This is a genomic window from Bradyrhizobium sp. ISRA464, from assembly GCF_029910095.1.
Lineage (GTDB): Bacteria > Pseudomonadota > Alphaproteobacteria > Rhizobiales > Xanthobacteraceae > Bradyrhizobium.
In genome coordinates this window covers 5,402,454-5,428,881 of record NZ_CP094526.1, presented here as the reverse complement: position 1 = coordinate 5,428,881, position 26,428 = coordinate 5,402,454, and the positions used below count along the sequence as shown (strand labels likewise).

Genomic DNA, 26,428 nt, shown 5'->3' with positions numbered 1-26,428 from the left:
CCGCGCCGGCGCGCCACGAATAAGGGCCGGCGCTTTGCCTCCGGCGGGCAGCGGGCTACAACCCGGTGCCACGTTCACCAAGAGGATGTCCGCGATGTCCAACGTCAAGCTGCAGCCGGTCCTCGACCGCATCGATGCCGATTTCGACAACAGTCTCGAGCGGCTGTTCACGCTTCTGAGGGTCAAGTCAATCTCGGCCGATCCGGCCTTCGCCAAGGACTGCAAGGCGGCCGCCAATCATCTCGCCGCGGATCTCGCAACGCTCGGCTTCCAGGCCGAGGTGCGGCCGACCGCGGGCCATCCGGCCGTGGTCGGCAAGTTCACCGGCAGCACCGACGGGCGCCCGCATGTGCTGTTCTACGGCCATTACGACGTCCAGCCGGTCGATCCCCTGAATCTCTGGCATCGTCCGCCGTTCGAGCCTGTGGTCACCGACCACGCCGACGGCCGCAAGATCATCGTCGCGCGCGGCGCCGAGGACGACAAGGGTCAGCTGATGACCTTCATCGAGGCGTGCCGCGCTTGGAAGACGGTGACGGGGTCGTTGCCGGTCGACATCACCGTCATCATCGAGGGCGAGGAAGAGGTCGGCTCGAAGAACTTCGTGCCGTTCCTGGAGGCGAACAAGGCCGAGCTGAAGGCCGACTTCGCGCTGGTCTGCGACACCGGCATGTGGGATCCGAACACGCCGGCGATCACGACCTCGTTGCGCGGACTGGTGTATGACGAGGTCAAGATCAAGGCCGCCAATCGCGACCTGCATTCCGGTGTGTTCGGCGGCGGTGCGCAGAATCCGATCCGCGTGCTGACGCGCATTCTCGGCGGCCTGCATGACGAGAACGGTCACATCACCATTCCCGGCTTCTACGACGGCGTGAAGGATCTGCCGCCGGACATCCTGGCGCAATGGAAGCAGCTCAATCTGACGCCGGAAAGCTTCCTCAAGCCGATCGGCCTCTCGGTGCCGGCCGGCGAGAAGGACAGGCTCCTGATCGAGCAGGTTTCCTCGCGTCCGACCTGCGACGTCAACGGCATCGTCGGCGGCTACACCGGCGAGGGCTCGAAGACGGTGATCCCGGCGGAGGCATCGGCGAAAGTCTCGTTCCGCCTGGTCGAGGGACAAGACCCGGAGAAGATCCGGCAGGCGTTCCGCGACTACGTCAGGGCGCGCGTGCCGGCGGACTGCAAGGTCGAGTTCATCGACCATGCCGGCGCGCCGGCGATCGCGCTCGATTGGAACATGAAGCCGCTCGCGGCCGCCCGGCGTGCGCTGACCGACGAATGGGGCAAGGAGGCGCTCCTGATCGGCTCCGGCGCCTCGATCCCGATCGTCGCCGACTTCAAGCGCACGCTCGGGCTCGACAGCGTGCTGGTCGGCTTCGGCCTCGACGACGACAACATCCATTCGCCGAACGAGAAGTATGACCTCAAGAGCTTCCACAAGGGCATCCGCTCTTGGGCGCGGATTCTCGCGGCCTTCGCGGACGCCAAATAGGCGCGAAGCGCGGAGCAGTTGCCGCACGTAAAAACGCCGCCCGGAATTGGGCGGCGTTTGATTCCGATAGTGCAGAGGGTGTTGGCAGCTAATCTACGCGAAGATTGTGAAAATTCAACTGCGGTAGCCGGGATTGACCCGGTCGAGCCTGCGCAACAGCGGCGGCCACACCAGCTGGGTCGAACGCAGCTCGGCGCGGTCGGGATTGGACAGCAGCTCGGTGTTCTTGTCGATCGCCTGCTGCTCGACCGGATAGGCGATCGGGCCGAGCGCGCGGGTCGCCACCTGCATCGAGCAGGCCCGCTCCAGATGGTACATGCGCTCGAACGCCGCGGCGACCGAGCGGCCGACCGTCAGCGTGCCGTGATTGCGCAGCAGCATGTGGTTCTTGTGGCCGAGGTCGCGCTGCAGGCGCGGGCGCTCGTCATGATCGAGCGCGATGCCTTCATAGTCGTGATAGGCGAGGTCGTGGGTGACGAGCTGCGCCGTCTGGTTCAGCGGCAGCAGTCCGTCGGGGCTGCTCGACACCGCGGTGCCGTCGATCGTGTGCAGATGGAGCACGCAGCCGGCGTCCTCGCGCACCTCGTGGATCGCCGAATGGATGGTGAAGCCGGCCGGGTTGATGCTGTAGTCGCTCTTGGAGAGCTGATTGCCGTCGAGATCGACCTTGACCAGGCTCGACGCGGTGATTTCATCGAACATCAGGCCGTAGGGATTGATCAGGAAGTGATGCTCCGGTCCCGGCACTCGTGCGGAAATGTGGGTGTCGACCAGATCGTCCCAGCCATAGAGGGCAACCAGCCGGTAGCAGGCGGCGAGGTTGACCCGCTGCTCCCACTCCGCCGCGCTGATATCCGACGGCACTTCCTTCAGGCGCGCTTCCGCTGGCGACATGGTCGATTTGCTCCGTTGATGGCTGCTGCTGTTCAAGGGAAGCCTAGCGTTGCGGCCTGAGCGCAGCAAGGCCGCGCTCCGGCGTGACAGTCATGCCGCCGTGTGACGGCTGGGGCATGATCGGAAACGATCATGCTCCAATACCGCGCCGACGCGCGATCGATTTGCTGTGAAGACATCGGCCCTTAAGGAGCCGGGATCGTGAGCAGGCTCGAAATGCTGCGGCCGCGGATATCGTAGACGCGGGCGAACACCACGTCGTCGCGCTTGATCTCGACCAGCACGGGCGCGGCCAGGCCCTTGCAGTAGAACTCGCCGAGCGTCATCGCGAAGTCGGCGCCCTTGCTGTCCCAGCCGATCGTGAAGTCGGGACCGAGCGCGACCTGGGCCGGACGTTGCGGACCGCAGACCGCGACTTTCCACTTGCGGTCCTGCGGCGGGACTTCTTGCCGCTCGGCCAACTGCTCGCGCAGCCCGTCGGACGCCTGCTTCAGCGCCAGACCCCAATAGTCCAGCATGAAGTAGTTGTCGGCGGTCCGCACCGTGCCGGCAATGTGGTTGAAGTGCGTGTACTGATACGGGTGCAGGCGGATCATTTCGCTGAGCGGCAGCAGCAGGCCGAACGCGAACACCGCGAGTGCGGCTGGCTGCCAAGCGCGGCGCTTCTCGCCGAGCCAATCGATGCCGCGGGCGAATGCGACGCCGGCCAGCACGGTCATCGGCGGGATCACGAAGATGAAATGACGGATGCCGTTGTAGAGCGCCGGCCGCTTCACCATCGCGATGACCAGCGGCAGCATCGCCGCCAGCATCAGCATCAGCATGATGGTCTTGCGCCGCGCCGGCACCTCCTTGCGCGACAGCGACATGAAGGTGATGACGACGGCCGCGATCAGCAGCACCAGCAGCACCTCCGGAAGCTGCAGCGCGAACAGGGTCGGCAGATAGGACCACGGCATGTCCGGCACCGACACCAGTGCGCCGTCGAACATCTCCTTCCAGGGCTTCTCGAAGAAGTGCGAGAAGTAGGTCACCGCTTCCAGCGGATGTCCGGGCTCCATGATCGACCAGGGCCAGATCAGGCCCATCACGAGATAGCCGAACACGAGCCCCGGCAGCAGCACGTAGACCACATGCGCGAAGCGCCGGACGGCCTCCCGCGGGCCTTGGCTGCGGTACTCATCGATCCAGAGCGGGATGAATCCGATCGCCGCGTAGATCAGCGCGAGGCCGCCGAGCACCCGGCATCCGAGCGACAGGCCGGCGCCGAAGCCGACGATCAGGATCGTGCGCGGCGAGGGCGCCGGATATTCTTCCGCGAGACGAACGAGGCCCATGATCAGGAACACCATTGCCACGGCAAACGGCGCATCCTTCGGGTTCATGAACATGTGGCCGTAGAAGGTCGGACACAGCGCCAGCAGCAGGAGCGCCGCCAGCCCGGCCAGCGGACCGCCGACGCGCCGTGCCAGCCGCCAGGTGACCGCAAGCCCGATCACGCCGACGATGGCGCCGAGCAGCCGGCGCGTCTCGAACAGCTCCAGCGGAATGACCTTGTGCAGCAATGCCGCCGCCATGTCGAAGCCGCCGCCATACATGTAGAGGTTGGCAAAGGACAGCGCGCTGGTGTCCTTGAAGCCGGAACGGTACATGCGCAGCAGGAGATCGGCGTATTCGGCGTGGGTGTAGTCGTCCCAGCCCAGTCCGTAATCGCGAAAGGTGAGACCAGCGACGACGGCGACCACGCCGAGGACCAGGATGGCGAGATCGTCGCAGGTCTTTTCCACCGAGCGCCGCGCCGGCGTATCGATGGCAGACGTCGTGATGGATGACATGGCTATTGGTACCGGCGTCCCTGTGGCCCAGTTGGCGCTTTAGGGCCTCATTCCCCGGCGTCCATATAGCGCAGTTCCATTTCCAAGTAATTGGTAATTGTGGCGTAATTTCCCCGAAGCGTTGCAATAAATTAGCAGTATTTCGTAGGCAGTAGATTTAGGGGAATCGCTGCCTGGAGGACCGGCGCCAGGCCTGACGGGAGGCCCGCACTGCCGGTTGTAATGAGATTTTCGGGAACTCCGTCCACAATTGGCGGTTGGCGGTGTGGGCAATATGACGGTATCGTGGCGTTGGTGGCCGCGGCGATTTTCATGCGGGCCGCCCGGGGGTTAGTTCGATGATGGTTGCTCTGTGGGTCGTCGGCGCGGGCTTGGTGTTGGCAGGCTTGGCGGCGATCGGCTTGGGAATTCCCTACAAGGAATTCAGTGTCGGCAGCACGTTGATCATGGCCGGCGTGACCGGAGTGTGCACCGGCGCCATCGTGCTGGCGATCGCCGTGGCCGTCCGGGAACTCCAGAACATCGCCCGGCGGCTTGGTACCGTTGCAGCGGGTGCGCCCGAGCTCCCATTGCCGGCGCCTGCAATTTCCCCGCGCAGCCCTGGTGAGATCCCTTTCCCGTCCCAGCGGGACCCCCACGCCGTGGCGCCTCCGCCGCTGGCGCCGTCATCGCCGGCTTCGTCCGCCCGGCCGCCGTGGCACGAAGAGATCGCCTCGCGCGGGTCCCCTGGCGAGGTGCCATCGCCCGCGCCTGCCGGCGCGGCTCCAGACGCCCCTCCGGCGCCGCCTAAACGGCGCAACCTGCTGTTTTCCTCGACCTCGCGGAAGGAGCGCGAGCGTACTCAGACCCGGACCGCAGAACCGCTGCCTCCGGACCTGTTGGCGCCGGAGCTTCGCCCGAATCCGGCTGAGGCCGGCGAGTCCTCACCCGCCACCTTCGACGATGCCTGGCCGAAAGCGGAGCGACCGCGGTCGGTCGATGTTGCTCCGCGGCGGGGCGCCCGCACGCCCTCGACTTTCGGAGAGGCCCAGGCCGCCCCGCCATCGGCTGCCCCGCCATCGCCCGGCCACCCGCCGGCGCCCCAGGAGCAGCCCCCGGTGACGGTGCTCAAGTCCGGTGTCGTGGACGGTATGGCCTATTCGCTTTATTCGGACGGATCGATCGAAGCGCAGATGCCCGAGGGCATGATGCGGTTTGCCTCGATCGACGAACTCCGGTCGCACCTGGAGCAGCGGCCTTGATTTGAGGCCAATACTTGCGGCGAGCCCGGTTTTGAACATAGACCATCGCCGTTCTTGTCAGATTCCCTGTAGTTCGCTCATATACGCAAAGTAGTACGAGATTCTGCGGAGGTATTGTTGCGGCCGGATACTGACCGGTCGGCACTCGGGTGCCGCGCCCTTCGAGAGCACAGGGAAGGTTGAGCCATGTCTGATACGTCGGGCAAGAGTCCGGTCGAACTGACGGCCAATATCGTGTCGGCCTATCTCAGCAACAATCCGACCCCGGCCTCGGATATTCCTAACCTCATCAGCCAGGTCCACGCCGCGCTGCTGCGCGTCTCGACCGGACGCAACGATGCGCCGCTCGAGCCGGCCAAACCTGCGGTGTCGATGAAGAAGTCGATCACGCCCGAATATCTGGTGTGCCTTGAAGATGGCAAGCGCTTCAAGTCGCTCAAGCGCCATCTGCGTACGCAGTACAACATGACGCCGGAGCAGTATCGCGACAAATGGGGGCTGCCGGCCGACTACCCGATGGTGGCGCCGAACTACGCGGTGGCGCGTTCGCAGCTCGCCAAGAAGATGGGGCTGGGCCAGCAGGCGCGAAAGCGAAAGTAGAGCGTTTCCAGCGACGCGGACGCGGTCCGCGCGAAGGAAGCGTGGCTTTACGCGGCGGACGCCAGTGCCTCGCGCGCATCGTTGCGGATGCGCTCGACCATCGACCGCAAGCCGTTGGAGCGCTGCGGCGTCAGGTGGTCGCGGAAGCCGAACTCGTCGAACAGCGCGAGCGCATCGGTGGCCAGGATGTCCTTCGGCGTGTGACCGGAAAACAGGGTCAGCACGATCGCGACCAGGCCGCGCACGATATGGGCGTCGCTGTCGCCGAGATAGATCAGCCGCGGTTCGCCATCGGCGTCGCGCTCGATCCGCTTCGACAGCCAGACCTGGCTGACGCAGCCCTGCACCTTGTTCTCGGCCGAGTGCTCTGCCTCCGACAGGGGCTTGAGCGCGCGGCCGAGCTCGATGACGTAGCGGTAACGGTCGTCCCACTCGTCGAGCAGCGAAAAATTGTCCCTGATTTCGTCGATCGTCGTCATTGCGGCCTGCGTTCCGTTCTTACCGGCTTATATAGGAAGGCGGGCCGCGAAAGCGACGGAAATGGACCTGGTTCCCCGCTTAATTTGCGGGTTACGGCGTCGGCGGCGGGTGGAATTCGATCGCCTGATCGTCCGCCGTCAGGGTGTCGCCGGATGCGGCCATGGCCGACGCAGCGTCCAAATCGTCTCCGCCGATCGAGTCCGTGTGATCGGGGGCCTTCTTTTCGGTGATGATCTGGTAGAGCTTGCGCGCGCCGTCGGTTGCGCGCTGGCCGATCGCGGTCGCGGCCTGGCCACCGACCTCGCAGGCAGCGGGTTGGCGCTTGCAGAACTGACCCATGTCGCTAATCGTCGCGGTCGCAGCCGAGACCGCGTCCGATGCGCTGATCTGCGGCACCTTGTCCGATTCAGGTGTTTTGTCCCTCGGTAGCAGCACGAGCACCAGCCCGAGCCAGAATGCCAAGCGCAACAGGAAAAACATGGCGCGACCCCGGTCGTCTGTCTTGTCTTTTGCTTCACATGCGGTCGATGCCGCATTTGGCTCACACGTAGCATCGCTCGATAAATCGGAAGTGTTTGCATTGAGGTAAATCCGCCGAAAAAACGCGGAAAATCCGCCTGATTTGATTCGGCGTAAATTTTCGATTGATGACGTGCGGCGAGGCCTGATGTGCCGGATCGGGCGTGTCCACCATTTCGAAACCATAGATCGTCACGTCCGGAAACCTGCCGTTCACCATCCCTGACAAATGCGCGGTGAATAGCGCGCCAAAGCTTCGCGAATGCACGGTGTTTGGTGGCGGGACGCCTCGCCTTAGCGTTCGCTTAAGTTCGCTCTGACACGTTGACCTGCAATCACCAAGGAGGCGTTCCGGCGCGTCTGTCCGACGATCGAGCCGAAGCGCGAGTGCTGTGAGTGTTGTGAGTCTAATTCGCGATTGCCTCGATGCGCTGCTGCATCCGTCGGCGCAATATGATGCGCTGACGCGTGCGCGCCATCGCGCCTTCATGGCGCCGCGGCTGCTCGGCAGCCTGGCTGCGCTCGCGTCCTTCCCGGCCTTCCTTGCGATGCGCGGTGCGCCTACGGCGATCGAGGTCGCGGCCTTCGCCTGGCTAATCGCGCCGATCCTGCTGTCATGGTTCTTGTCGCGCACCGGCCGCTACGAGGGCGCGCATGTGCTGTCGTCGCTGGCGCTCGCCGGTCTCGTGATGATGATCGCGGCGACCACCGGTGGAATTACGTCCTTCGCCGCCGTATGGCTCATCGTCATTCCGATCGAGGCGGCGCTGTCGGCGTCGCGGCGCGTGGTGGCCTTTGCATTCGCGCTGGCGATGACCTGCGCGGCGTTGCTGAGCGCGCTCGGATATTATCACGTGCTGCCGGCTGCTGACGCCGCGATCGCGGCGAGCAGCATGTTGGGCGGCTTCGGCGTCGTGTCGGCGATATTCTATGCAGCCGGGCTCGCCTTTGGCGCCGAGTCGCTGGCGCGCACCACCGTGTCGCTGCTCTACGTCGAGGAAGAGCGCTATCGGCTGCTCGCGCACAACATCAGCGATGTGTTGTCGCGGCACAGCCGCAACGGTGCGGTGCGTTTCATTTCGCCCGCGGCCGAGATCATGCTCGGCGTTCAGGCACCGCGGCTGTTGGGCCACGGCCTGTTCGACCGCGTTCATGTAGCGGACCGCCCGGCCTATCTCACCGCGCTCTCGGATGCCGCGCGCGGCGGCGAGCCGCGCAGCGTCGAGTTCCGCCTGCGCCGCGACGCGGCGCGGGGCCAGGCCGTCGCGGCCGACTTCATCTGGGTGGAGATGCGCTGCCGTCCGCTCGATCAGACCTCCGGCGAAGCTGAGGTCGTCGCCGTGATCCGTGACGTCACTGATCGCAAGGTGCAGGAGCAAGCCCTGGAGCTGGCACGCAACGCTGCGGAGCAGGCGGATGCTTCGAAGACGCGCTTCCTCGCGACCATGAGCCACGAACTGCGGACGCCGCTCAACGCCATCATCGGCTTCTCCGAGATGATCGCGCAGGAGGAGGCCCTGGGCCTCGATGCCGTGCGCCGCAAGGAGTACGCGCAGCTTATCCACGACTCCGGCCAGCATCTGCTGTCCGTCGTCAACGGCATCCTCGACATGTCGAAGATGGAGTCCGGCAATTTCGAGATTTCTCCCGAGCCGTTTGCCCCGCGGCCGGCGCTGGTCAATTGCTGCAACCTGGTGGCGCTGAAGGCGCGCGAGAACGGCGTCGATCTCGTGACCCGCGTTCCCGATGATTTGCCGGTCATGAATGGCGACCCGCGCGCGTTCAAGCAGATCGTGCTCAATCTCGTCTCCAACGCCATCAAGTTTACCGAACGCGGTGGCAGGGTGACGGTATCGGCTGCGGTCGAAGGATCGCGGCTGCAGCTGCGTGTCTCGGACACCGGCGTCGGCATTGCCGCCGATGACCTCAAGCGGATCGGCGACCCATTCTTCCAGGCCGGCAAGACCTATCAGCGTCGGCACGAAGGCACGGGCCTTGGCCTCTCGATCGTGAAGGGACTGGTCAGCCTCCATCACGGCGAGCTGAGCGTGGAAAGCAAGGTCGGCGAGGGCACCACGGTGTCGATCGCGCTGCCGCTCGCGTTCACGCTGCCGGTAGCGGCCGAACCGTCCAGCAATGTCTCGCCGCTGAAGCCCGCGCTGCGGTCCGGATTACAAGAGCAAGCCCATCAGGTGAAGAAAAGTGCCTAGAAAGACTTTGGACGATGATGAGGCGCCGCGCCGTCGCCGCGGCGCGAAGGCAATGGCGATCGAGGCCGAGGAAGAACGCGGCCTCTTCCTGCGCGTGCTGCTCTACAGTCCGAAGGACATGGTCGCGGGCGTGCTGGCAGCGGCTGTCATCGTTGCGATCCTGATCAATGCCTTGTTCCTGCAGGCTGGCCGTCATCCGTCGCCGATGTTTGGCGGCTCGGTCGTGACGCTTCCGCCGCCGGCGCCGGTCGCCGCCGTTACCAGCCCGTTGCCGCGTCCGCGCCCGGCTGAAGCCGCAGCGCGGTCGGTCGAGCCCGCTGCCGTGGAGACGCCGAGGCCGGTCGAGGTGAAGCCGGTGGAGACGAAGCCGGCTGAAACCAGGGCCGCCGAGGCAAAATCTGCTGAAGCCAAGCCGGCCGAGGCGAAGGCGTCCGACCCCATGACCAATCTGGTGATGAAGTCGACCGCTGCGCCGCCGGCCGCCGCGCCGTCCAACGTCATTCGTCCGCCGGCACCGATCCCGACCCCGCATCTGAGCCCGGCCGGAAGACGCATCGCCGCGGTCCAGCGTGCGCTGACCGAATATGGCTATGGTCAGCTCAAGCCGACCGGCACGATCGGCGCGGATACGCAGACCGCGATCGCGAAGTTCGAGCGGGCGCGGAAGCTCCCGGTGACCGGACAGATGTCCGATCGCCTGGTTCACGAACTCACCGCGATGATAGGCCACCCGATCGAGTGATTCCGCTTGTCAACTGACGTCCTCAAGCAGGACCTCTCTGACCTCGTCGGAGAACTCTTTCTTGCGTCCCCCGATCAACACCGATTCCGGATCGTCGGGATCCGGAATGGCCCCGTCGACCCAGGCGCGGCTCACACTGCGACAGCGAGGATATGGACGGCTGGTGCGAGGGGCAACCTGTAGGGGTGCTCGACACCGCGATTGCACGGAGCCGCGCCGCTGGCCTATAGGTCGCGCATGCGATTGAAAACCAGCATATGGGTGGCCGCCTATCTGCGCCGCTGCCAGACTGAGGGCGTGTTCGGCGCGATCCGCAAGAAGGGTGCCGAGGAGGCCGGTGCCGTCTTCGTCAAGGTGGCGCTGATGGATGGCAACGCAATGCTGTATGCGCCGGCGCCGCAGACGGTTTATGACGACAGCCGCCCGGTCGAACGCTTGTTTGTTCCGATCGCGCCGGAGCCGTTGCCCGAGCCGTCGGTCGAGCAACGATTGGTCAAGGAGGTCCGCTTCGACCCCGACGCCTGGATCGTCGAGACCGAGGACCGCACCGGGCGGCATTTTCTCGACCTCGCGAAAAGCTAGCTTCCGGATTTGTGGTTGCGAATGGCCGGCGCACTGCCGGGCTGCACGGTCGGCCGCGTCAGCGACGACGCCGGACGCGCGCGATGAGGCTCATCGTCATAGAGCGAGGAGCGATACTTGGCGCGGACCACCGCCATGGTCGAGCCGCGCCACGCCGCCAGCATCACGAGTGCGGAACGTTCGCTCAGCCGATCGTAGAGCCGCGAGAGGCGGTAGACATAGTTGACCGATGAGCCCGCTTCCGGGTTGAGGAACATCAGGATCCGCTGAAACGCCGCGCTCGACACGTCGAGCGCCCGCATCGCGCAGGCGAGCGGCTCGCCGCCAGGATCGTTCACCACTTGCGCGGCGATCCGCGATGACAGGATCAACGCTTCTCCGAGTTCCAGCGTGAAGTTCTCGACGTCCTCGGCGAACGCCGCCATCTCCAGGATGTGGATCGCGCGCGCGGCGCGGTCGGCCGGAATTCGCGCGGCGGCCTTCAGCGGCGTGTCCTGCAGATTATGCAGGATCCGCGCGCGCTCGCCGGCACCGGCGGCAAAGAACACGTCGGAGATTTCGGCCGCATCGTTCGGCCGCATCGACAGGCTCGCAGCCATCCGCAACTCGGCTTCGGTCGGGACCCTGACCGCTGGCGCCGACGGCGCGGGAGCGGGAATGGGAGACGCAGCCGCGATCGGCTGGCCAGCATCGGCGCACCGCAGCCCGAGCTTGTCGAGGATCCTGGCGGGCGTTGCCGGATAGATCGCAAGGCGGGCGCGGACGGCAGCGCGGGTCGCGTCGTCGACCTCGTCGATCAGGCGCGACGTCAGCTCGACGAATTGCTGCTCTTCGTCGGTGGAGTGGGCGCTTGCCTGTACATAGAGGTCAGTCAAGACGCGCAGCAGGGTGGGGCGGATGTCGACACCCTCGCGTCGGGAGAGCGTCATCAGCCCATCAAAGCCGGGAAATAGTGGAGCTGCGCTCATCTCGGGCGTTACGCGACGTCGGTATCGATTCGAGTTTGGGAATCCTTGTGCAAGCGAGCCTACGCGGGCTGCTTTAAGAGGCAGTTAAGGAAAATAAGTCGTGAAGGCGAAGGCTACAATTTGCGCGTGTCAAATAAGGCACAACGCCACATCCGTAACCGCCCGCATTTGCAGATTAAGATGTCATTAACCATGCCCGTTCTTAATTCGGGCAGCGCAGGGCAAATCATGTCCGTGCGGGGGCCAGAGAGAACGGAACATGGGCACCATCATCGAGTTTCCGGCGGATGCGGCTACGCGGCGGCCGAGCATGATGGACGGCGCTGCAAGCGAAGGCATGGGAATCGTGCTGATCCTCCCCGTCGTTCGGATCGAGCGAGCTGCCGAACAGACCGGCGGTGATCGTGGACCCGAACAGGGGACTGCACCGGGGCGCCGTCGCCGCCGGCGCTCCTGATTGCGGACATCGTGCGATGCCGAAGCTTGCGCAGCGGATCGCTGGCCGGTGGTCACTCCCGGCGCTGATCCTGCTGTTGGCGGGCGCCACGCTCGGCGGCTGCAGCGGCGGTGACTTCGGCCGCACCCGCGCCGACTTCCGCAACGACGACATGCATCGCTGGCTCGGTGCGGAAGCGACCGGCAGCATCGGCATGAAGGCCTCGCAGTTCCAGCTCACCGAGAATGAGCGGCAGCTGCGCGACCTCGCCTATCAGTTCATCGAGGCGCCGCTTTCGCGCCCGGCCTGGAAGAGCGTGTTCGGCGACTACCAGCCGCTGCCGTCGCCATGGCGGCAGAAAGCGGTGTTCGACCGCACCGCTTACGGCCGCAACCTGATCGATGAGCCGCACCGCTCCTTTGCCTCGCGCTATTCGCTGCTGATCGACGATGTCCGCGACGACATCACGCGCTTCGAACCGTTCTTCGCCACCGCGAGCCAGGTGATCGACCTCGACCGCAAGCGCAACGCCAGTCTCAACATGATCGCGGATGTGTCGCCGCGCGAGCGCGCCGACGCAGTCGCGCGGATGGAAGAGAACGCGCTGATCGTGCAATGGGTCCAGCAGAGCCTGGAGCGGCGCATCTCGTCCTATCGCTGGGCGCTGGAGCGGCTGGTGATCCAGGCGCCTGATGGCATGGCGGCAGACGCCGACCGCCAGATCGGCGAGCTCGCGCGTCTCGCGGCCGCTGCGCCGATCGTCTCCGCGCCGGTCATCGGCCGCGCCGTGGTGTCGAAGGGCTAGGCTTCCTTTCCTTTGGTCTTGCGCGGCCGCCCTTGGCCTGCTGCCGCGGCAGTGTCGCAATGAACTCCTTCAGCGCATCGGACGGCGGACGGACTGCGGGATAGGCGAGCCCGACCTGCCGCGTCACGTCGATCTCGATCGCGCGCACTGCGACGTCGGGATTGCCGCGCGCCACTCCTTCGGGGACGATCGCAACGCCGACGCCGGCGGCAACCAGCGCCATCGCCCAATCCTCCGATTCGGCGATCGCCACTGGGGCGCGCGGCGGCGAGGCGCGCTTGAAGAATTCCTGCTGCTCGCAATGGCAGCGATCGATCATCGGGACGCCGGCGAAATCGGCGGTCCGCAGCGTCTCCTTCAAGGTGAGCGGATGCGATGGCGGCAGCGCCGCGACGTAGCGCTCGCTCCAGAGCGGGATGAAGTGCTCGCCGGCGTCGATCATGGACTTCGCGACGATCCGTGCGTCGGCCTTCTCGTTGGCGCCGACCAGGCGCAGCGCGAGATCGGTGTTGCCGGTCAGCGGCTTCAGCAGCGCAATCGTGCGCGTCTGATCGAGCGTCCGCAACAGCCCGAGCGTCAGCGCCTGCCGCGTCGCCGGCTTGCGAAACAGGTTTCGCGCCGCGTCCGCCTCGTCGATGATCCTGCGGGCGACGGCATGGAATTGCGCAGCGGATTCCGTCGGCGCCATGCCCTTCTTGTGCCGGATGAACAGCGTGGTGCCGAGCTCGGCCTCGAGATTGGTGATCGCCGCCGAGATCGACGGCTGCGAGATGAAGCAGCGCTTTGCCGCGGCGGTGAGGTTGCGCTCGCGGTAGACCGCCGCGAAGTAGCGCAGCTCGCGGATATCCATAGGAACATCCTATCGAATAGATCAGAAGACAATATTTTACCTATGTCATGACGCGTGGCAAGCCGTGAGCTGGTTCAGCGGAGGGTTCATCATGCGCATCCATCATCTCAACACCGGCACCATGTGTCCGATCGGACAGCGGCTTGTGAACGGCACCGGCGGCTTGTTCCGGCGCGGGCGGATGGTCTGTCACTGCCTGCTCGTCGAGAGCAATGACGGCCTTGTACTGGTCGACACCGGCATAGGGCTTGACGATATCGCCGACCCGTCGCGGCTCGGCCGCAAATGGGTCAGGCAGACCACGCCGCGGCTCGACCCGGCGGAGACCGCGGTGCGGCAGATCAAGGCGCTCGGCTTCTCTCCGAACGACGTGCGGCATCTCCTGCTGACGCATCTCGATCGCGATCATGCTGGGGGCGTGGCGGACTTTCCGAAGGCCAAGGTCCACGTCCATCGCAAGGAGTACGAGATGGCGGTGACGCGGCAGATTGCGCCGCCGCCCGGTCGCTACGTCACGGCGCAGTGGCGGCACGAGCCGGACTGGGCGCTCCATGACGAAGGTGGAGAGAACTGGTTCGGCTTTGCGGGCGTGCGCGCGCTCGGCGACCGCGAGCCCGATATTCTTCTAATCCCGCTGCCGGGCCACACGCTCGGCCACTGCGCGATCGCGGTGCGCGATGGGGGCAGGTGGCTGCTGCACGCCGGCGATGCCTATTTCCATCACGCGCAGCTCGACGCCAGGCCGAGGATTCCGCTCGTGCTCGGCATGTTCCAGCGCCGCGTCGACATGGATCGCGCGGCGCGCATCCACAACCAGGAGCGGCTGCGGGCGCTGAAGGCGGCCCATGGCGACACCGTCACCATCATCAACAGCCACGACCCCGTCGACTACGAGGCCTGCCGCTGCGGCCGGCATACGGCGCCAGCCGCCGCGGCCTAGCGCTTGCGCGCCGGGGGCGGTGCCGGAGCCGGGGCGACCGGCGGCGGCGCGTCCTGCTTCGCGGCCGTCGGCTCTGACTGCACCTTGCACTTCGCGGCTGCCAGCGAGGCCTGTGCCTGCGGCATCAGGCCGGGCTCCGGCGCCAGCGCCTTGAGAAGGATCAGCCCGGTGGTCGTCGGCGAGTCGATGATCAGCCGGTCGGCGGAGGTGATGTCCTCGTCCTCCGGCAGGTCACTGTGCTGCTGCTCCGTCATCAGGTCGAGCTCGATCACCTTCTTGCCGGCGGAGCGGTCGTTGATGGCGTAATAGGCGATCTCCTGGCGGGTGTAGAACGACACCGACGTATAGGCTTGGCTCACCGGCACCGTGAGCTTGATCGGCCCGGTCGACAGATCGTAGCGGCAGATCGCGACCGCGAAGGCCGGGTCCATCAACGGCATAGGCGAGTTGTTGGGATCGGCCAGCGGCAGCTGCGTCACCTCGTTGAGCTTGGTCATCGGCGTCAGCCGCGAATAGGCGTCCTGCGAGGCGATGCTCGGCAGCGCCAGCACGCTGACGAGATGCACCACGCCGCCCAGCAGCACGCCCGCGATGATGGTGAGCAGCAAGCGGATCATGGGCAGCCTGTCGTTGCGATCGCCGGCAGCGGCGCATCACGCTGCGTGCGGGTCGCTACTCCGACCGGCGTGTCGTAGAGGCGGAGCATCAGCGCGTAGCGCTCGATGCCGCCGGTCGGCAGCCAGTTGCCGGCCCGCGCGCGCGAGGCGATGTGGATCTCGAAGGTGCCGTCGGAGGCGCGGGTGATCTCCTGGCTGGTGAAGGCGTAGCGCTGCAGCGCGTTGGCGACCAGATGGCCCTTGCGATCGAACAGCGTCAGCGTCCAGAACCGCGCCGCCGGCGTCACGCCGCTGACGACGACGTCGCAGCGGCCGTCGAGCGGCTTGTTCTTGTCGTCGGTGGTGGCGGTGAATGCGATACCGTCGCCGGTGCCGATCGGCAGCTCGCCGCTGCGCGCGATGGTCGCGCGGGAATAAGGGTCGACGTCGGAGGTGCCGTTCTTCGGCCGCGCGGTCCAGGCGCCGATCTTCAGGGTGCCGAGATCGGTGCCGCGCGTCGCTGTCATGTAGGTCAGGCCGAGCCCGACAGCAGCGGCGATCAACAGCGCCAGCAAGGTGGAGAAGAGCAGCCGCACGTCAGTTCTTACGTGGCACGGTCGCCGTCGTGCCGTCCGGCCCGGCCGCGGCGACATAGTTTTCGGGGAAGGCCAGCGCGCTGGAGGATTCCGGCTTGGGCGTGACGTTGGACGGCTCGTTCAGCGTGGTCTTGCCGATGGTCTTGGCGGCGTCATCGAGCTCCTTCTCGACGCGGACCAGGACATCGGCGCCACGCTTGGTCAGCACCGGCGGCGGGCCCGGCCGCGTCTCCAGCACCTTGGGCGCAGCATTGGCCGCGACATTGGCCTGCGGCGGCTGCGGCAGCTTCTGACCCATGCCGACACCGGTCAGTTCCTTCACCTCGACGCCCTGATGCGCGGCGAGCATGATGTCGTGCCACGTCTGTGCTGGCAGCGAGCCGCCGGTCATGCGGTTGGTCGGCGAATAGTCGTCATTGCCGAACCAGACCGCACAGGTGAAGTTGCCGGTGTAGCCGACGAACCAGGCGTCGCGGTAGGCATTGGTGGTGCCGGTCTTGCCCGCGGTCGGAATGCCGTCGAGCGCAGCGCGGCGCGCGGTGCCTTCGCTGACCACGTGGCTCATCATGCCCGCCATGTCGGCGGCGATATTCGGCGGAATCGCCTGACGCGGCTTCGGCCCGTCGCGATCCCAGCGCCAGACCAGGTCGCCGGCGCCGGTGCGGACCTCGAGGATCGCATGCGGCGTGACGGCCTTGCCCTTGTTCGGGAAGGTCGCATAGGCGACGGCGTGTTCAAGCACGGTGACTTCGTCCGAGCCGATCGGCAGCGACGGGGTGTCCGGCAGCGGCGCCGTGAGGCCGAAGCGGCGCGCGACCTCGACGATCTTGGCGCGGCCGGCCTTCGGCCCTGCCTTGCCGCCGAGCAGGATCGAGAGCTTGACCGGGATGACGTTGATCGAGCGGGTGATCGCCTGCGTCAGCGTCACCAAGCCGGAATAAGAGTGCCCATAGTTTTGCGGACACCAATTTCCGATACAGACCGGGCCGTCGACGATCTTCGAATTCGGCGTGAAGCCATTCAGCAAGGCCGTGGTGTAGACGTAGGGCTTGAACGACGAACCCGGCTGCCGATAGGCGTCGACGGCGCGGTTGAACTGGCTTGCGCCATAGTCGCGTCCGCCGACCATGGCGCGGATGCCGCCGTCGAGATCGGACACGACGGTTGCCGCCTGGGTCGCGTGATAATCGCGGCCGAACTGGCGCAGCTCGTTCTCGATCGCTTCCTCGGCCGCGTGCTGCACGTTCATGTCGATCGCGGTGCGCACCACGAAGACGCGTTCGGTGTAGGATTTCGGGAAGGTGTCGACGAGCTTACGCATCTCGTCGAAGGCGTAGTCGAGATAGTAGTTTGGCGAGTTGTCGTCGCGCCGGTCGACCGCGACGGCGGGGTTGCGGCGGGCGCCGAACACCTGGCCTTCGGTCATGAAGCCGGCATCGACGAGATTGTCGAGCACGACGTTGGCGCGGGCGCGCGCCGCGGGCAGGTTGATATGCGGGGCGTATTTGGTCGGCGCCTTGAACAGGCCGGCGAGCATCGCGGCCTCCGCGAGGTTCACGTCGCGCACCGACTTGTTGAAGTAGAAATGCGCCGCGCCGTCGACGCCGAAGGTGCCGCCGCCCATATAGGCGCGGTCGAGATAGAGCTTGAGGATCTCGTTCTTGGTGAGGCGCGTCTCCAGCCAGATCGCGAGGAAGGCTTCCTTCACCTTGCGCTCGATGGTGCGCTCGTTGTTCAGGAACAGGTTCTTGGCGAGCTGCTGGGTGATCGACGACCCGCCCTGGCGAACGCCGCCGGCCTGCGCGTTGGTGACGAGGGCGCGCACCAGGCCCGGAACGTCGATGCCGAAATGGTCGTAGAAGCGGCGGTCTTCGGTGGCGAGCGTCGCCTTGATCAGGTTGTCCGGAAAGTCTTCCAGCGGGATCGAGTCATTATGCTTGATGCCACGGCTGCCGATCGGGTTGCCGTAACGGTCGAGGAAGGTCACCGCGAGGTCGGATTTCTTCAGCCAGTCCTCGTCGGCGGTCTCGCGGAAGGCGGGGATCGCGAGCGTCAGCATCAGGACCATGCCGGCGAGCCCGATGGTCGCGGCCTCCGACAGTGGCTCGATGAACACCCAGCGCTTCCAGCGGCCGACATAGAAGCGGTCCATGAAGGTCGAGTAGCGCTCGTAGAGCTCGCGCAGCCCCTTGCCCGACGAGAACAGGGTCGAGTCGATACGCGCATCGAGGTCGAGGAAGAAGTTCCGGACCTTCTGCTTCCAATGCGGCGGTAGGATCTGGCGCACCGTGGCCCTTGATCAGTTCGACAGCGCTGCAAGCGCCCCACGGGGCACCGACGAGCGTCTTGCTTGGAGGTTGCGGCAAACCCAAGGCGCTTTTGCGTCATTGGGGACTCGCAGGCTGTTCTATCCGAGCGGCAGCCATAAACCAATGGCGCGGCTCGTGAATTTAATGAGAGGGCTAACGTCGCCCACCGGCTTTTTCGACCCCGCAAAAACCACCCCCTTGCGCGGGCTTTGGCGGCATCCCAAGAAGAGCGGCATCGGCATTTTCAGGGAATCATGACAGCACCGCCCAAGCGCCCGTCGGACCAGGAGGGATTCTTCTGGAAAACCAAGACGTTGGAAGAGATGTCCAACGCCGAATGGGAGAGCCTGTGCGACGGCTGCGCACGCTGCTGCCTGGAGAAGCTCGAGGACGAGGATACGGGCAGGATCTACTTCACCCATATCTCCTGCAAACTGCTCGATGCCGGCCTCTGCACCTGCAAGGACTATGCGAACCGCTCCGACAAGGTTCCGGATTGCGTCCGCCTGACGCCCGAGAACGTCCGCACCCTGAACTGGCTGCCGCCGAGCTGCGCCTACCGCCTCGTGGCCGAGGGACGGGATCTCTATTGGTGGCACCCGCTGATCTCCGGCGATCCCAACACCGTTCATGAAGCGGGCGTCTCGGTGCGTGGCCGGGTGCAGGGCACCGAGCTCGACGTCAACGACGCCGATCTCGAGGATCACATTGTGCGGTGGCCGGCACTGCTGCCGAAGCGGGCACGGCTGAAGAAACATCCGAAAACGACGAAGGCGTGACGTCGTAAGACGTGGGGCCACGCGGCTTTCAATCACGTCATCGCGAGAATGCCCCGGCGGGAAGCACCCATGCGCGGAGGTGCCTGCCTCGGTAACGAATTGCTGCATAAATTGCCGGTTGTAGAATGATTCCATCACGGGCACGGCCCGCGCAGCACTTATACGCCCCAAATGAACAAGTATGAACGGCAGAGCCGTTTTCCTGCCGACCAACAGACATTGCCCGACGACATTGCCGTAGAGTTGTCTGGTCTTCCGAGCGAAGTGATTGAACTCAGCGAGGCCCCGCCCATCGCGCCGCCTGCCGCGCTCAATCACGACGAAGTCCGCACCATCGTGATCAGCCTGATGCTGACGATGTTTCTTGCGGCGCTCGACCAGACCATCGTCGCCACCGCGCTGCCGACCATCGGCCGCCAGTTTCAGGATGTCACCAATCTGTCCTGGGTGATCACATCCTATCTGCTGGCGTCCACCGCCGTGGCGCCGGTGTTCGGCACGTTGAGCGACATCTATGGCCGCCGCGCCATGATCATCACTTCGCTCAGCCTGTTCGTGGTCGGCTCGATCCTGTGCGCGATCGCGCCGAACATGACCATGCTGATCCTCGCCCGCGGCCTGCAGGGGCTTGGCGGCGGCGGCATCATGCCGGTCGTCCAGACCGTGATCTCCGACGTGGTGTCTCCGCGCGAACGCGGCCGCTACCAGGCCTATTTCTCCAGCGTCTGGATGGCCGGCGGCATTCTCGGGCCCGTGATCGGCGGCGTGTTCGCGGAGCATCTGCACTGGTCGATGATCTTCTGGATCAACTTGCCGCTGGCGGCGGCTGCGCTCGCGCTGTTGCTGCCGAAGATGGCCAAGATCCCGGTGTTCCACCGCAAGCGCGAGGTCGACTGGCTCGGCGGCGTCCTGCTGATGGCATCGGCCGTCGTGTTCATGCTGGTGCTGACCTGGGGCGGCACCCGCTATTCCTGGCTGTCGCCCACCATCACGGCGATGCTCGGGGCCTCGGTCGCGCTCGCCGGCGCTTTCGTCTGGCATGCGCGGCGCGCGGATGAGCCATTCCTGCCGCTGTCGCTGCTCGGCGGCTCGGTGGTTCCTTTCGCGATGGGCGCGGGCGGCTGCGCGCTCGGCGCCATCGTCGGCCTGACCGTCCACCTGCCGCTGTATTACGAGGTGGTCTATCACCTCAGCGCCAGCGAGGCCGGGCTTGCGCTGATCCCGCTCGCCGCGATCTCGACCTGCGGGGCCGCGATCGCGGGACGAACCATGGCGAAGGCAAAGCACTACAAGCGCGTGGCGATCGTTGGCACCTCTGTCGCCGCGATCTGCGCCGTCGGGATGGCCGTCACGACCTTGCCGTTGTGGGGATTGCTGATTCTGATGGGCGTGTTCGCGCTCGGGCTCGGCACGACGTTCCCGGTCAGCGTGGTGTCGCTGCAAAACTCGGTGGCGCGCGCGCAGGTCGGAACAGTCACCGGCGCGATGAATTTCTTCCGCGCGCTGATGGCCTCCTTCACGGTCGCTGCTTTCGCGGCGATCCTGCTGATGACGCTGGGGCCCGATATCTCGCTTGCCGGCGAACATCACGCGGCGGGCGCGGGCGTCGTGAGTGCGATCCCGGTCGCCGATATGATCACTGCCTTCCGCTACGTGTTCACCGCAGCTGCCGTGCTGCTGACCACCGCCTCCATCTGCATGATCACGATGGAAGAGCGCCCGCTCGCCGGCCCCGCCACGCGGCCGGCGGTCGAGATGGCGGAGTAGGGCGGCCGCCTCGCCAACGGCCATCGTTCCGCAAAGGCCAGAGCAGCGTCCACCGCTGTCGTCCCGGCGAAAGCCGGGACCCATACGCCGCGGCTTGTGTTGTGAGCGGGACTCGCCGTTCGTCGTCCTGGTGAACGCCAGGACCCATAACCACCGCATTTGATGATGAATGAGATCTTGGCCCCAGCGTCGCGCAACAATGAGCATTGGGGGTAATGGGTCCTGGCTTTCGCCAGGACGACACTGAATGTGTGGCGCTGGTTGAGAGTCGTACATCCGCGTTCTCGCGGCGCGATGCGTCCGAGGTTTTCGTCAAGTCTTCGCCACTCTGAGGATCAGAGGGCGCAGGGAAAGCCGAGTGCCGATCGCACCCATGGGTCCCGAGCAAATGGAAAGCTCGGGAGGTAGGACCACAGGTGAAACCGGAGCAATCCCGGCTTTCCCTGCGCGATGGTTTACGGCTTATACGTGCTCTCCCCGGCGAGACTGGGCTTTGTTGTCACCGTCTTTGCAAAAGCGCTTCGCGCTTTGCAAGGAGACACCTGCCACTAGGGCGTCAGGCCTGCACGACCTCACCGTCCGCCGCATGCGCACTCGTCAGTTGCACGTGAGGCGTCCACCGCATCTCGACCCAACACTCGTGACGATCGCGAAGCGCCCCTCAAGCGGGTGAGACGGGCGATTCATACACTGAGTTGCTGTTCTGAAAAACAGAAATATTTCTCATGGCGGCTCTTGCGTCGTCGGGCAAATCAGTGCCAAGGGGGCGACGCCTCATTCGTCATTCCGGCTTCGTGGTTCGCGAGCCTCGGAATGACGGGAGTAGCGATCGGCTGTCGGCGGATTACGCTTCGCTAACAATCCGCCCTACAATTCTACAATTCCGCCACGGATGTGGTGCTGGCTGCAATTCCTTCGGGCAATTTGCGTGCACGGTGCCTAGAGCGAGTGCAATCGCTATCTCGCGAGCTGCGATCCACTACTTTAGTTGTCGTTCCCGCATGGCGATCTGCATGCGGTTTTACTTGCTGCGCGATTTGTCGTGGCTATAGTCGCGGCCCAAGAGCGCGAAGCAGCCGAAGAAAATTGACAAAAGAGGAGTGAAACAAAGTGAATAGATCGACTCGATTGCCCCTTTACGCAATGCAGCAACTCGCCGGAGCGGCTGCCCTGGGGCTGGTCGCGCTGGCGCCGACCGGAGCACTGGCCGCTGACGCCCTCAAGATCGGCGTGATCGCCGAGGCGCAGGCCATCGCGGGCGCGTCGATCCCGCAGGCGGCTCAGATGGCCGCCGACGAGATCAATGCCAAGGGCGGTATCGACGGCCGCAAGATCGAGATTGTCAGCTACGACAACCACTCGTCCTCGGCGGACTCGGTGCGCGCGTTCCAGCGCGCGGTGAACGAGGACAAGGTCAACGCGGTCATCTCGAGCTACATCAGCGAGGTGGTGCTCGCGCTCGAGCCCTGGGCCGCACGCCTGAAGACGCCGTTCGTGACGCCCGGCGCTGCCTCCAACGAGATCAGCAAGAGCGTCCACGCCGACTACGAGAAGAACAAGTACACCTTCCACGGCTACCTGACCTCGGCGGCGCTGGCGCTGTCGGTTTGCGACGCCGCCAAGGAGCTTCTGGTCGATCAGAAGCACATGAAGACCGCGGTCATCATGAGTGAGGACGCGGCCTGGACCAAGCCGCTCGACGTCGGCTACGAGGAGTGTCTGCCGAAGATCGGCCTCAAGGTCGTCGACCATATCCGCTTCTCGCCCGACACCACGGACTTCACGCCGATCTTCAACAAGATCGAGGGCTCCAAGCCCGACGTGATCATCACCGGCATCTCGCATGTGGGCGTGCAGCCGACGGTGCAATGGAAGAACCAGCAGGTGCCGATCCCGATGTTCGGCATCTCCTCGCAGGCGACCAACGAGACCTTCGGCAAGGACACCAACGACGCGGCGGAAGGTGTGCTGTATCAGGGCGTGTCGGGGCCGGGCGTGGCGGTGACGCCGAAGTCGGTGCCGTTCGCGGAAGGCTTCAGGAAGCGCTACGGCAACTATCCGTCGTATGCGGGCTACACCGCCTATGACGAGGTCTACTACATCGCTGACGCGGTGAAGCGCGCCGGTTCGACCGACGCGGACAAGATGGTCGCGGCGCTCGAGAAGACCGATTGGGAAGGCACGATCGGACGTGTCCAGTTCTACGGCAAGGACGATCCGTTCACCCACTCGATCAAGTACGGCAAGGGCCTGATCACCGGGCTGATGCTGCAGTGGCAGGGCGGCAAGCAGGTCGCGGTCTGGCCCAAGGAGGTCGCCAAGAGCGACCTGAAGTTCCCGAGTTTCATCAAGGTCACCTCGAAATAACTGACGGTAACATGCTCCCGGGCCTCTCCCGGGAGCAGTTTTCTGCAGTTGCGATGTCCTCCACAACAGGCAGCTCTGCTGCCGCGGCCAATCTGAGATGCTTGCGTTACAAATCCTGATCGATGGCTTTGCCATCAGTGCCCTCTACGCACTCGGCGCCACCGGCTTCACCCTGATCTTCGGTGTCTCGGGCGTTCTCAATCTCTCCCACGGTGCCATCATGGTGGCCGCAGCGGTCGCGGCCTGGGCCGCGGCCAGCGTGCTCCACCTCGATACCTATTCCGGCGCGCTGCTCGGCGTCGCCGTCGCGCTGATCGTGGCGTTTGCGACCTACTTCGTGGTCGTCAAGCCGATCCAGAATTCCAAGCGGATCCCCAATGAGGAGAAGGAAATCTTCGTCCTCACCGGCACCTTGCTGTGGGGGATCATGATCCAGGAACTGATCGCCTACTTCTTCACCAACAATGCCAAGACGGTGCTGCCGATCGTCGAGGGCGTCGTCGACATCTTCGGCAACCGCACGCCGCGCAACAATATCTTCACCGCGCTCGTCTGCTGCCTCGTGATCGGCTTGCTGTGGCTCCTGGTGAACCGCACCCGGACCGGCAAGGCGGTGCTGGCGGCCTCGATGAACCCGCGCGGCGTCACGCTGCTCGGGCTCGAGCTCACCCGCATCTATATCGTGGTGTGGGCGATCTACGGCATCCTGGCCGGCATCGCCGGCGTGCTGCTCGGCATGTTCTTGGGCGTCAGCTCCTACAGCGTCGGGCCGCTGACCGCGAGCGCGTTCTCGATCGTGGTGCTCGGCGGCCTCGGCAGTGTCTCGGGCTCGCTGATCGCGGCCTTCGTTGTCGGCTATCTCGAGACCGTGACGGCCTACCTGATCTCGCCGGCCTACCGTACCATTCCGGCGCTGCTGCTGCTTGTCTTCGTGATGTATATCCGGCCTCAAGGCCTGTTGGGGAGGCGCTGAGATGGCCGGGTTCTTCACGTCGCGCCTGTTCTTCGTTTCGCTGGCCTGCGTGGTGGTCGCCGCGACGCTGCCGCTCTACGTTTCGGGCTACGTGCTCGGGCTGTTGACCGTCGCCTTCTATTTCGGCGTATTCGCGATGGCCTGGGACCTGCTGTTCGGCTTCGCCGGCGAGGTCAATTTCGGCCCGACCTTCCTGATCGGCACCGGGGCCTACACCGCCGGCATCTTGAACAACCAGTTCGGCTGGTCGGTCTATCTCTGCATCCTGCTCGGCGCGCTGGCCTCGGTGATCGCGGGCCTCGTGCTCGCGCTGCCGGCGCTGCGGGTGAGGGGGCCGTATTTCGGCCTGACCACGCTGGTCGCAGTCCTGATGCTGCAGAACTTCGTCGTGGTGTTCGCCGATCTCACCGGCGGCGAGATCGGGCTGACCATTCCCGACGTCATCACCATCAACGCAGGCGCGAACTACTGGATCGCGCTCGGCTTCATGACCATCAGCGCGGCCATCCTGTACGGCCTGTCGCAATCGCCGATCGGCCTTGTGCTGCAGGCGAGCGGGCAGGACCCGGTGCAGGCCGGCGCGCTCGGCTTCAACATCGTCAAGCACAAGCTCGCGGCGTTCGTCGTCAGCGCGTTCTTCTCAGGCCTATCGGGCGCGCTCCTGGTGTTCTACTTCGGCACCGCCTCGGTCGGCACCGTGGTCGACGTCGCGGTCGGCGTGAACGTGATCGTTTCCGCCGTGCTCGGCGGCCGGCGCACCGTGCTCGGTGCGGCGCTGGGCGCGATCTTCCTGATCGTGGCAGGCGAATTCCTGCGGCCGACCGGCGAGCTCGCGACGTTCATCGTCTCGGCCGTCGCCTTGCTTGTCGTCCTGTTCTTCCCCGGCGGTTTCCTCGGAGCGGCCCTGTCACGCGAGGCGCGCTCGTAATGGATCAGACTGTGACCACCACTCCCACACTTACCGTCCGTGGCCTGACCAAGCGGTTCGGCGGCCTGACGGCTGTGAAGAATCTGAGCTTCGACCTGCGCCCTGGCGAGATCCTCGGCCTGATCGGGCCGAACGGCTCGGGCAAATCGACGGCGATGAAGAGCGTGATGGGCATCGAGCGCCCCACCGCGGGCGAAGTGATCTTCGAGGGCGAGGATGTCGCCGGTATGCCGTCGCACAAGATCGCGCGCAAGGGCTTCGGCATGGTGTTCCAGCACTCGCGGCCGCTGAACCGGCAGACCGTGCTCGAGAACATCATGGTCGCGCTGTTGCCCGACAGCCTGTTCATGCTGCTTCCCGACAAGGCGCTGATCGAGCGCGCCAGATGGATCGCCGATCGCGTCGGCCTCGGCGCGGTGATGGACCGCCGTCCGCCGACGCTGCCGTTCGCCGATCTGCGTCGCCTCGAGCTCGCCAAGGCGATCGCGCGCGACCCGAAGGTAGTGCTGGTCGACGAGCCGTTCGCAGGACTGACCAGCGCCGAGGTCGGCGGCTTCTCACAACTGATCCGCAGCTTCCGCGACGAGGGACGTGCGGTGATGCTGGTCGATCACAACGTCAAGAGCGTCGCCGCCTTGGTCGACCGCGTGCTCGCGATGTATCTCGGCGAGGAGATCACGACCGGCCCGGCCGACGAGGTGATGAAGAACGAAACCGTGCGGCGGGTCTATCTCGGCGGCGCGATCGAGACCCATGCGCGTCCCGAGACCAGCTTCAAGGACAAGGTGCCGCTGTTGCAGGTCGAGAATGTCAGCGTGCATTACGGCAAGGCGCAGGCGCTGGAGAATGTCTCGATCCACGTCCATGAGGGCGAGTTCGTCTCCGTCGTCGGCCTCAACGGCGCCGGCAAGACCACGCTGTTCAACACGCTTTCGGGCTTCCTGCCGTATACCGGCGAGATCATCCGGGGCGGCGAGAAGCTGCGCGGGATGGGGCCGGCGAAGATCGCGCGCTCCGGGCTCGTGCAGTGTCCGGAATCCCGCGAGCTGTTCGGCGAGATGACGGTGCGCGAGAATCTCGACCTCGGCGGTCAGCATCTCACCGACGAGGCGAGGGCGAGGCAGCTCGCCTGGCTGTTCGAGCTGTTCCCGATCCTTAAGGAGCGTCAGGGCCAGATGGCGCAGACGCTGTCCGGCGGCGAGCAGCAGATGCTGGCGATCGGCCGCGCCCTGATGATGCAGCCGCAGATCCTGATCCTGGACGAGCCGACGCTCGGGCTCGCGCCCGTCATCCTCGAGCAATTGTCGAAGGCGCTGGAGCGATTGCGCCAGACCACGCAGATCACGGTGCTGCTCGGCGAGCAGAACGTGACCTTCGCGCTTCCGCATGCCGACCGCGTCTATGTGCTCGAGCACGCGCGGATCGTGTGGGAGGGCGATCCCGCGCGGTTCGCCGCGGAGGCGGGCGCCGACTTCCTCTAGAACTTCATCGACAACAATAAAGCAAAGAAAGGGAG

Annotated in this window: 24 protein-coding genes; 15 read left to right on the top strand and 9 right to left on the bottom strand. The window is 65.2% G+C overall.

The genetic code is table 11. From position 1 onward, the window contains the following. Positions 1-94: 94 nt before the first annotated feature. Positions 95-1,495: a M20/M25/M40 family metallo-hydrolase gene (locus MTX19_RS25410; protein ID WP_280979838.1), complete on the top strand. Its 1,401-nt coding sequence runs from the start codon at positions 95-97 to the stop codon at positions 1,493-1,495. A 114-nt stretch (positions 1,496-1,609) separates the two neighbouring features. Here MTX19_RS25410 and MTX19_RS25405 read toward each other — a convergent pair whose 3' ends face one another. Then, positions 1,610-2,389: a class II aldolase/adducin family protein gene (locus tag MTX19_RS25405; RefSeq protein WP_280979837.1), complete on the bottom strand. Its 780-nt coding sequence runs from the start codon at positions 2,387-2,389 to the stop codon at positions 1,610-1,612. 185 nt (positions 2,390-2,574) lie between these two features. Next, positions 2,575-4,224: a glycosyltransferase family 39 protein gene (locus tag MTX19_RS25400; RefSeq protein WP_280979836.1), complete on the bottom strand. Its 1,650-nt coding sequence runs from the start codon at positions 4,222-4,224 to the stop codon at positions 2,575-2,577. 338 nt (positions 4,225-4,562) lie between these two features. On the opposite strand from MTX19_RS25400, the gene MTX19_RS25395 reads away from it, so the two are divergent. Together MTX19_RS25395 and MTX19_RS25390 are read left to right on the top strand one after the other, a co-directional pair. Further along, positions 4,563-5,465 (top strand): DUF308 domain-containing protein, encoded by a 903-nt coding sequence (locus MTX19_RS25395; protein WP_280979835.1) that lies wholly within the window; start codon positions 4,563-4,565, stop codon positions 5,463-5,465. A 186-nt stretch (positions 5,466-5,651) separates the two neighbouring features. After that, positions 5,652-6,065, top strand: coding sequence for a MucR family transcriptional regulator (locus tag MTX19_RS25390; RefSeq protein WP_280976945.1), 414 nt, complete (start codon positions 5,652-5,654; stop codon positions 6,063-6,065). A gap of 47 nt (positions 6,066-6,112) precedes the next feature. Here the strand turns inward: MTX19_RS25390 and MTX19_RS25385 are convergent, their stop codons facing one another. Continuing rightward, positions 6,113-6,544, bottom strand: coding sequence for a SufE family protein (locus tag MTX19_RS25385; protein WP_280976947.1), 432 nt, complete (start codon positions 6,542-6,544; stop codon positions 6,113-6,115). Positions 6,545-6,635: 91 nt separating this feature from the next. Next, positions 6,636-7,025: a DUF5330 domain-containing protein gene (locus MTX19_RS25380; protein WP_280984880.1), complete on the bottom strand. Its 390-nt coding sequence runs from the start codon at positions 7,023-7,025 to the stop codon at positions 6,636-6,638. A gap of 431 nt (positions 7,026-7,456) precedes the next feature. Here MTX19_RS25380 and MTX19_RS25375 point away from each other — a divergent pair, with 431 nt between their 5' ends. The 3 genes from MTX19_RS25375 to MTX19_RS25365 all read left to right on the top strand — a co-directional run bounded on the left by MTX19_RS25375 (position 7,457) and on the right by MTX19_RS25365 (position 10,598). After that, a complete protein-coding gene (locus tag MTX19_RS25375; protein ID WP_280979834.1) occupies positions 7,457-9,274 on the top strand; it encodes a PAS domain-containing sensor histidine kinase in 1,818 nt (605 codons plus the stop codon). After that, positions 9,267-10,016: a peptidoglycan-binding protein gene (locus tag MTX19_RS25370; protein ID WP_280979833.1), complete on the top strand. Its 750-nt coding sequence runs from the start codon at positions 9,267-9,269 to the stop codon at positions 10,014-10,016. The genes MTX19_RS25375 and MTX19_RS25370 overlap by 8 nt, the downstream gene beginning before the upstream one ends. A 237-nt stretch (positions 10,017-10,253) precedes the next feature. Then, on the top strand, positions 10,254-10,598 hold the full coding sequence (locus MTX19_RS25365) for a DUF1491 family protein (RefSeq protein ID WP_280984879.1): 345 nt from the start codon (positions 10,254-10,256) through the stop codon (positions 10,596-10,598). On the opposite strand, the gene MTX19_RS25360 is transcribed toward MTX19_RS25365, so the two are convergent. After that, positions 10,595-11,527, bottom strand: a complete 933-nt coding sequence (locus tag MTX19_RS25360; protein WP_280979832.1) for a DUF2336 domain-containing protein — start codon at positions 11,525-11,527, stop codon at positions 10,595-10,597. The two genes, MTX19_RS25365 and MTX19_RS25360, sit on opposite strands and share 4 nt — an antisense overlap. Positions 11,528-11,825: 298 nt before the next feature. On the opposite strand from MTX19_RS25360, the gene MTX19_RS25355 reads away from it, so the two are divergent. Then, positions 11,826-12,023 carry a hypothetical protein gene (locus tag MTX19_RS25355; RefSeq protein ID WP_280976954.1) on the top strand — a complete coding sequence of 66 codons (198 nt, stop codon included), beginning with the start codon at positions 11,826-11,828 and terminating at the stop codon, positions 12,021-12,023. A 16-nt stretch (positions 12,024-12,039) separates the two neighbouring features. Continuing rightward, on the top strand, positions 12,040-12,807 hold the full coding sequence (locus MTX19_RS25350) for a hypothetical protein (RefSeq protein ID WP_280979831.1): 768 nt from the start codon (positions 12,040-12,042) through the stop codon (positions 12,805-12,807). Here the strand turns inward: MTX19_RS25350 and MTX19_RS25345 are convergent. After that, positions 12,776-13,657, bottom strand: a complete 882-nt coding sequence (locus MTX19_RS25345) for a LysR family transcriptional regulator (protein WP_280979830.1) — start codon at positions 13,655-13,657, stop codon at positions 12,776-12,778. The genes MTX19_RS25350 and MTX19_RS25345 overlap by 32 nt on opposite strands. 91 nt (positions 13,658-13,748) lie before the next feature. On the opposite strand from MTX19_RS25345, the gene MTX19_RS25340 reads away from it, so the two are divergent. Then, positions 13,749-14,597, top strand: coding sequence for an MBL fold metallo-hydrolase (locus MTX19_RS25340; RefSeq protein WP_280979829.1), 849 nt, complete (start codon positions 13,749-13,751; stop codon positions 14,595-14,597). Here the strand turns inward: MTX19_RS25340 and MTX19_RS25335 are convergent. The 3 genes from MTX19_RS25335 to MTX19_RS25325 are packed head-to-tail and all read right to left on the bottom strand — an operon-like array spanning position 14,594 to position 18,076. Beyond that, a complete protein-coding gene (locus tag MTX19_RS25335) occupies positions 14,594-15,214 on the bottom strand; it encodes a DUF1254 domain-containing protein (protein ID WP_280979828.1) in 621 nt (206 codons plus the stop codon). The two genes, MTX19_RS25340 and MTX19_RS25335, sit on opposite strands and share 4 nt — an antisense overlap. Then, positions 15,211-15,789: a DUF1214 domain-containing protein gene (locus MTX19_RS25330; RefSeq protein WP_280979827.1), complete on the bottom strand. Its 579-nt coding sequence runs from the start codon at positions 15,787-15,789 to the stop codon at positions 15,211-15,213. Before MTX19_RS25330 ends, MTX19_RS25335 begins: the two co-directional genes overlap by 4 nt. 1 nt (position 15,790) lies before the next feature. Next, positions 15,791-18,076, bottom strand: a complete 2,286-nt coding sequence (locus MTX19_RS25325; RefSeq protein ID WP_280985521.1) for a PBP1A family penicillin-binding protein — start codon at positions 18,074-18,076, stop codon at positions 15,791-15,793. A gap of 276 nt (positions 18,077-18,352) precedes the next feature. Here MTX19_RS25325 and MTX19_RS25320 point away from each other — a divergent pair, with 276 nt between their 5' ends. The 6 genes from MTX19_RS25320 to MTX19_RS25295 all read left to right on the top strand — a co-directional run bounded on the left by MTX19_RS25320 (position 18,353) and on the right by MTX19_RS25295 (position 26,393). Beyond that, positions 18,353-18,877, top strand: coding sequence for a YcgN family cysteine cluster protein (locus MTX19_RS25320; protein ID WP_280979825.1), 525 nt, complete (start codon positions 18,353-18,355; stop codon positions 18,875-18,877). Positions 18,878-19,048: 171 nt separating this feature from the next. Further along, positions 19,049-20,644, top strand: coding sequence for an MDR family MFS transporter (locus tag MTX19_RS25315; RefSeq protein WP_280979824.1), 1,596 nt, complete (start codon positions 19,049-19,051; stop codon positions 20,642-20,644). Positions 20,645-21,787: 1,143 nt separating this feature from the next. Next, positions 21,788-23,011, top strand: coding sequence for an ABC transporter substrate-binding protein (locus MTX19_RS25310; protein ID WP_280984878.1), 1,224 nt, complete (start codon positions 21,788-21,790; stop codon positions 23,009-23,011). Positions 23,012-23,108: 97 nt separating this feature from the next. Continuing rightward, entirely contained in the window at positions 23,109-23,984 is an 876-nt protein-coding gene (locus MTX19_RS25305; protein WP_280972500.1) for a branched-chain amino acid ABC transporter permease, read from the top strand. A 1-nt stretch (position 23,985) separates the two neighbouring features. Beyond that, on the top strand, positions 23,986-24,912 hold the full coding sequence (locus tag MTX19_RS25300; protein WP_280979823.1) for a branched-chain amino acid ABC transporter permease: 927 nt from the start codon (positions 23,986-23,988) through the stop codon (positions 24,910-24,912). Then, the gene (locus tag MTX19_RS25295) at positions 24,912-26,393 is read left to right on the top strand and encodes an ATP-binding cassette domain-containing protein (RefSeq protein WP_280979822.1); all 1,482 of its coding nucleotides are present in this window, start codon (positions 24,912-24,914) and stop codon (positions 26,391-26,393) included. The genes MTX19_RS25300 and MTX19_RS25295 overlap by 1 nt, the downstream gene beginning before the upstream one ends. The last annotated feature ends 35 nt before the right edge of the window (positions 26,394-26,428 follow it).

Coding starts and splice junctions, on each gene's coding strand:
- MTX19_RS25355 (WP_280976954.1), top strand. CDS start 11,826: ATGGGCACCATCATCGAGTTTCCGGCGGATGCGGCTACGCGGCGGCCG.
- MTX19_RS25315 (WP_280979824.1), top strand. CDS start 19,049: ATGAACAAGTATGAACGGCAGAGCCGTTTTCCTGCCGACCAACAGACA.
- MTX19_RS25390 (WP_280976945.1), top strand. CDS start 5,652: ATGTCTGATACGTCGGGCAAGAGTCCGGTCGAACTGACGGCCAATATC.
- MTX19_RS25405 (WP_280979837.1), bottom strand. CDS start 2,389: ATGTCGCCAGCGGAAGCGCGCCTGAAGGAAGTGCCGTCGGATATCAGC.
- MTX19_RS25295 (WP_280979822.1), top strand. CDS start 24,912: ATGGATCAGACTGTGACCACCACTCCCACACTTACCGTCCGTGGCCTG.
- MTX19_RS25395 (WP_280979835.1), top strand. CDS start 4,563: ATGATGGTTGCTCTGTGGGTCGTCGGCGCGGGCTTGGTGTTGGCAGGC.
- MTX19_RS25335 (WP_280979828.1), bottom strand. CDS start 15,214: ATGATCCGCTTGCTGCTCACCATCATCGCGGGCGTGCTGCTGGGCGGC.
- MTX19_RS25350 (WP_280979831.1), top strand. CDS start 12,040: ATGCCGAAGCTTGCGCAGCGGATCGCTGGCCGGTGGTCACTCCCGGCG.
- MTX19_RS25345 (WP_280979830.1), bottom strand. CDS start 13,657: ATGGATATCCGCGAGCTGCGCTACTTCGCGGCGGTCTACCGCGAGCGC.
- MTX19_RS25410 (WP_280979838.1), top strand. CDS start 95: ATGTCCAACGTCAAGCTGCAGCCGGTCCTCGACCGCATCGATGCCGAT.
- MTX19_RS25300 (WP_280979823.1), top strand. CDS start 23,986: ATGGCCGGGTTCTTCACGTCGCGCCTGTTCTTCGTTTCGCTGGCCTGC.
- MTX19_RS25360 (WP_280979832.1), bottom strand. CDS start 11,527: ATGACGCTCTCCCGACGCGAGGGTGTCGACATCCGCCCCACCCTGCTG.
- MTX19_RS25400 (WP_280979836.1), bottom strand. CDS start 4,224: ATGTCATCCATCACGACGTCTGCCATCGATACGCCGGCGCGGCGCTCG.
- MTX19_RS25380 (WP_280984880.1), bottom strand. CDS start 7,025: ATGTTTTTCCTGTTGCGCTTGGCATTCTGGCTCGGGCTGGTGCTCGTG.
- MTX19_RS25310 (WP_280984878.1), top strand. CDS start 21,788: ATGCAGCAACTCGCCGGAGCGGCTGCCCTGGGGCTGGTCGCGCTGGCG.
- MTX19_RS25340 (WP_280979829.1), top strand. CDS start 13,749: ATGCGCATCCATCATCTCAACACCGGCACCATGTGTCCGATCGGACAG.
- MTX19_RS25385 (WP_280976947.1), bottom strand. CDS start 6,544: ATGACGACGATCGACGAAATCAGGGACAATTTTTCGCTGCTCGACGAG.
- MTX19_RS25305 (WP_280972500.1), top strand. CDS start 23,109: ATGCTTGCGTTACAAATCCTGATCGATGGCTTTGCCATCAGTGCCCTC.
- MTX19_RS25365 (WP_280984879.1), top strand. CDS start 10,254: ATGCGATTGAAAACCAGCATATGGGTGGCCGCCTATCTGCGCCGCTGC.
- MTX19_RS25320 (WP_280979825.1), top strand. CDS start 18,353: ATGACAGCACCGCCCAAGCGCCCGTCGGACCAGGAGGGATTCTTCTGG.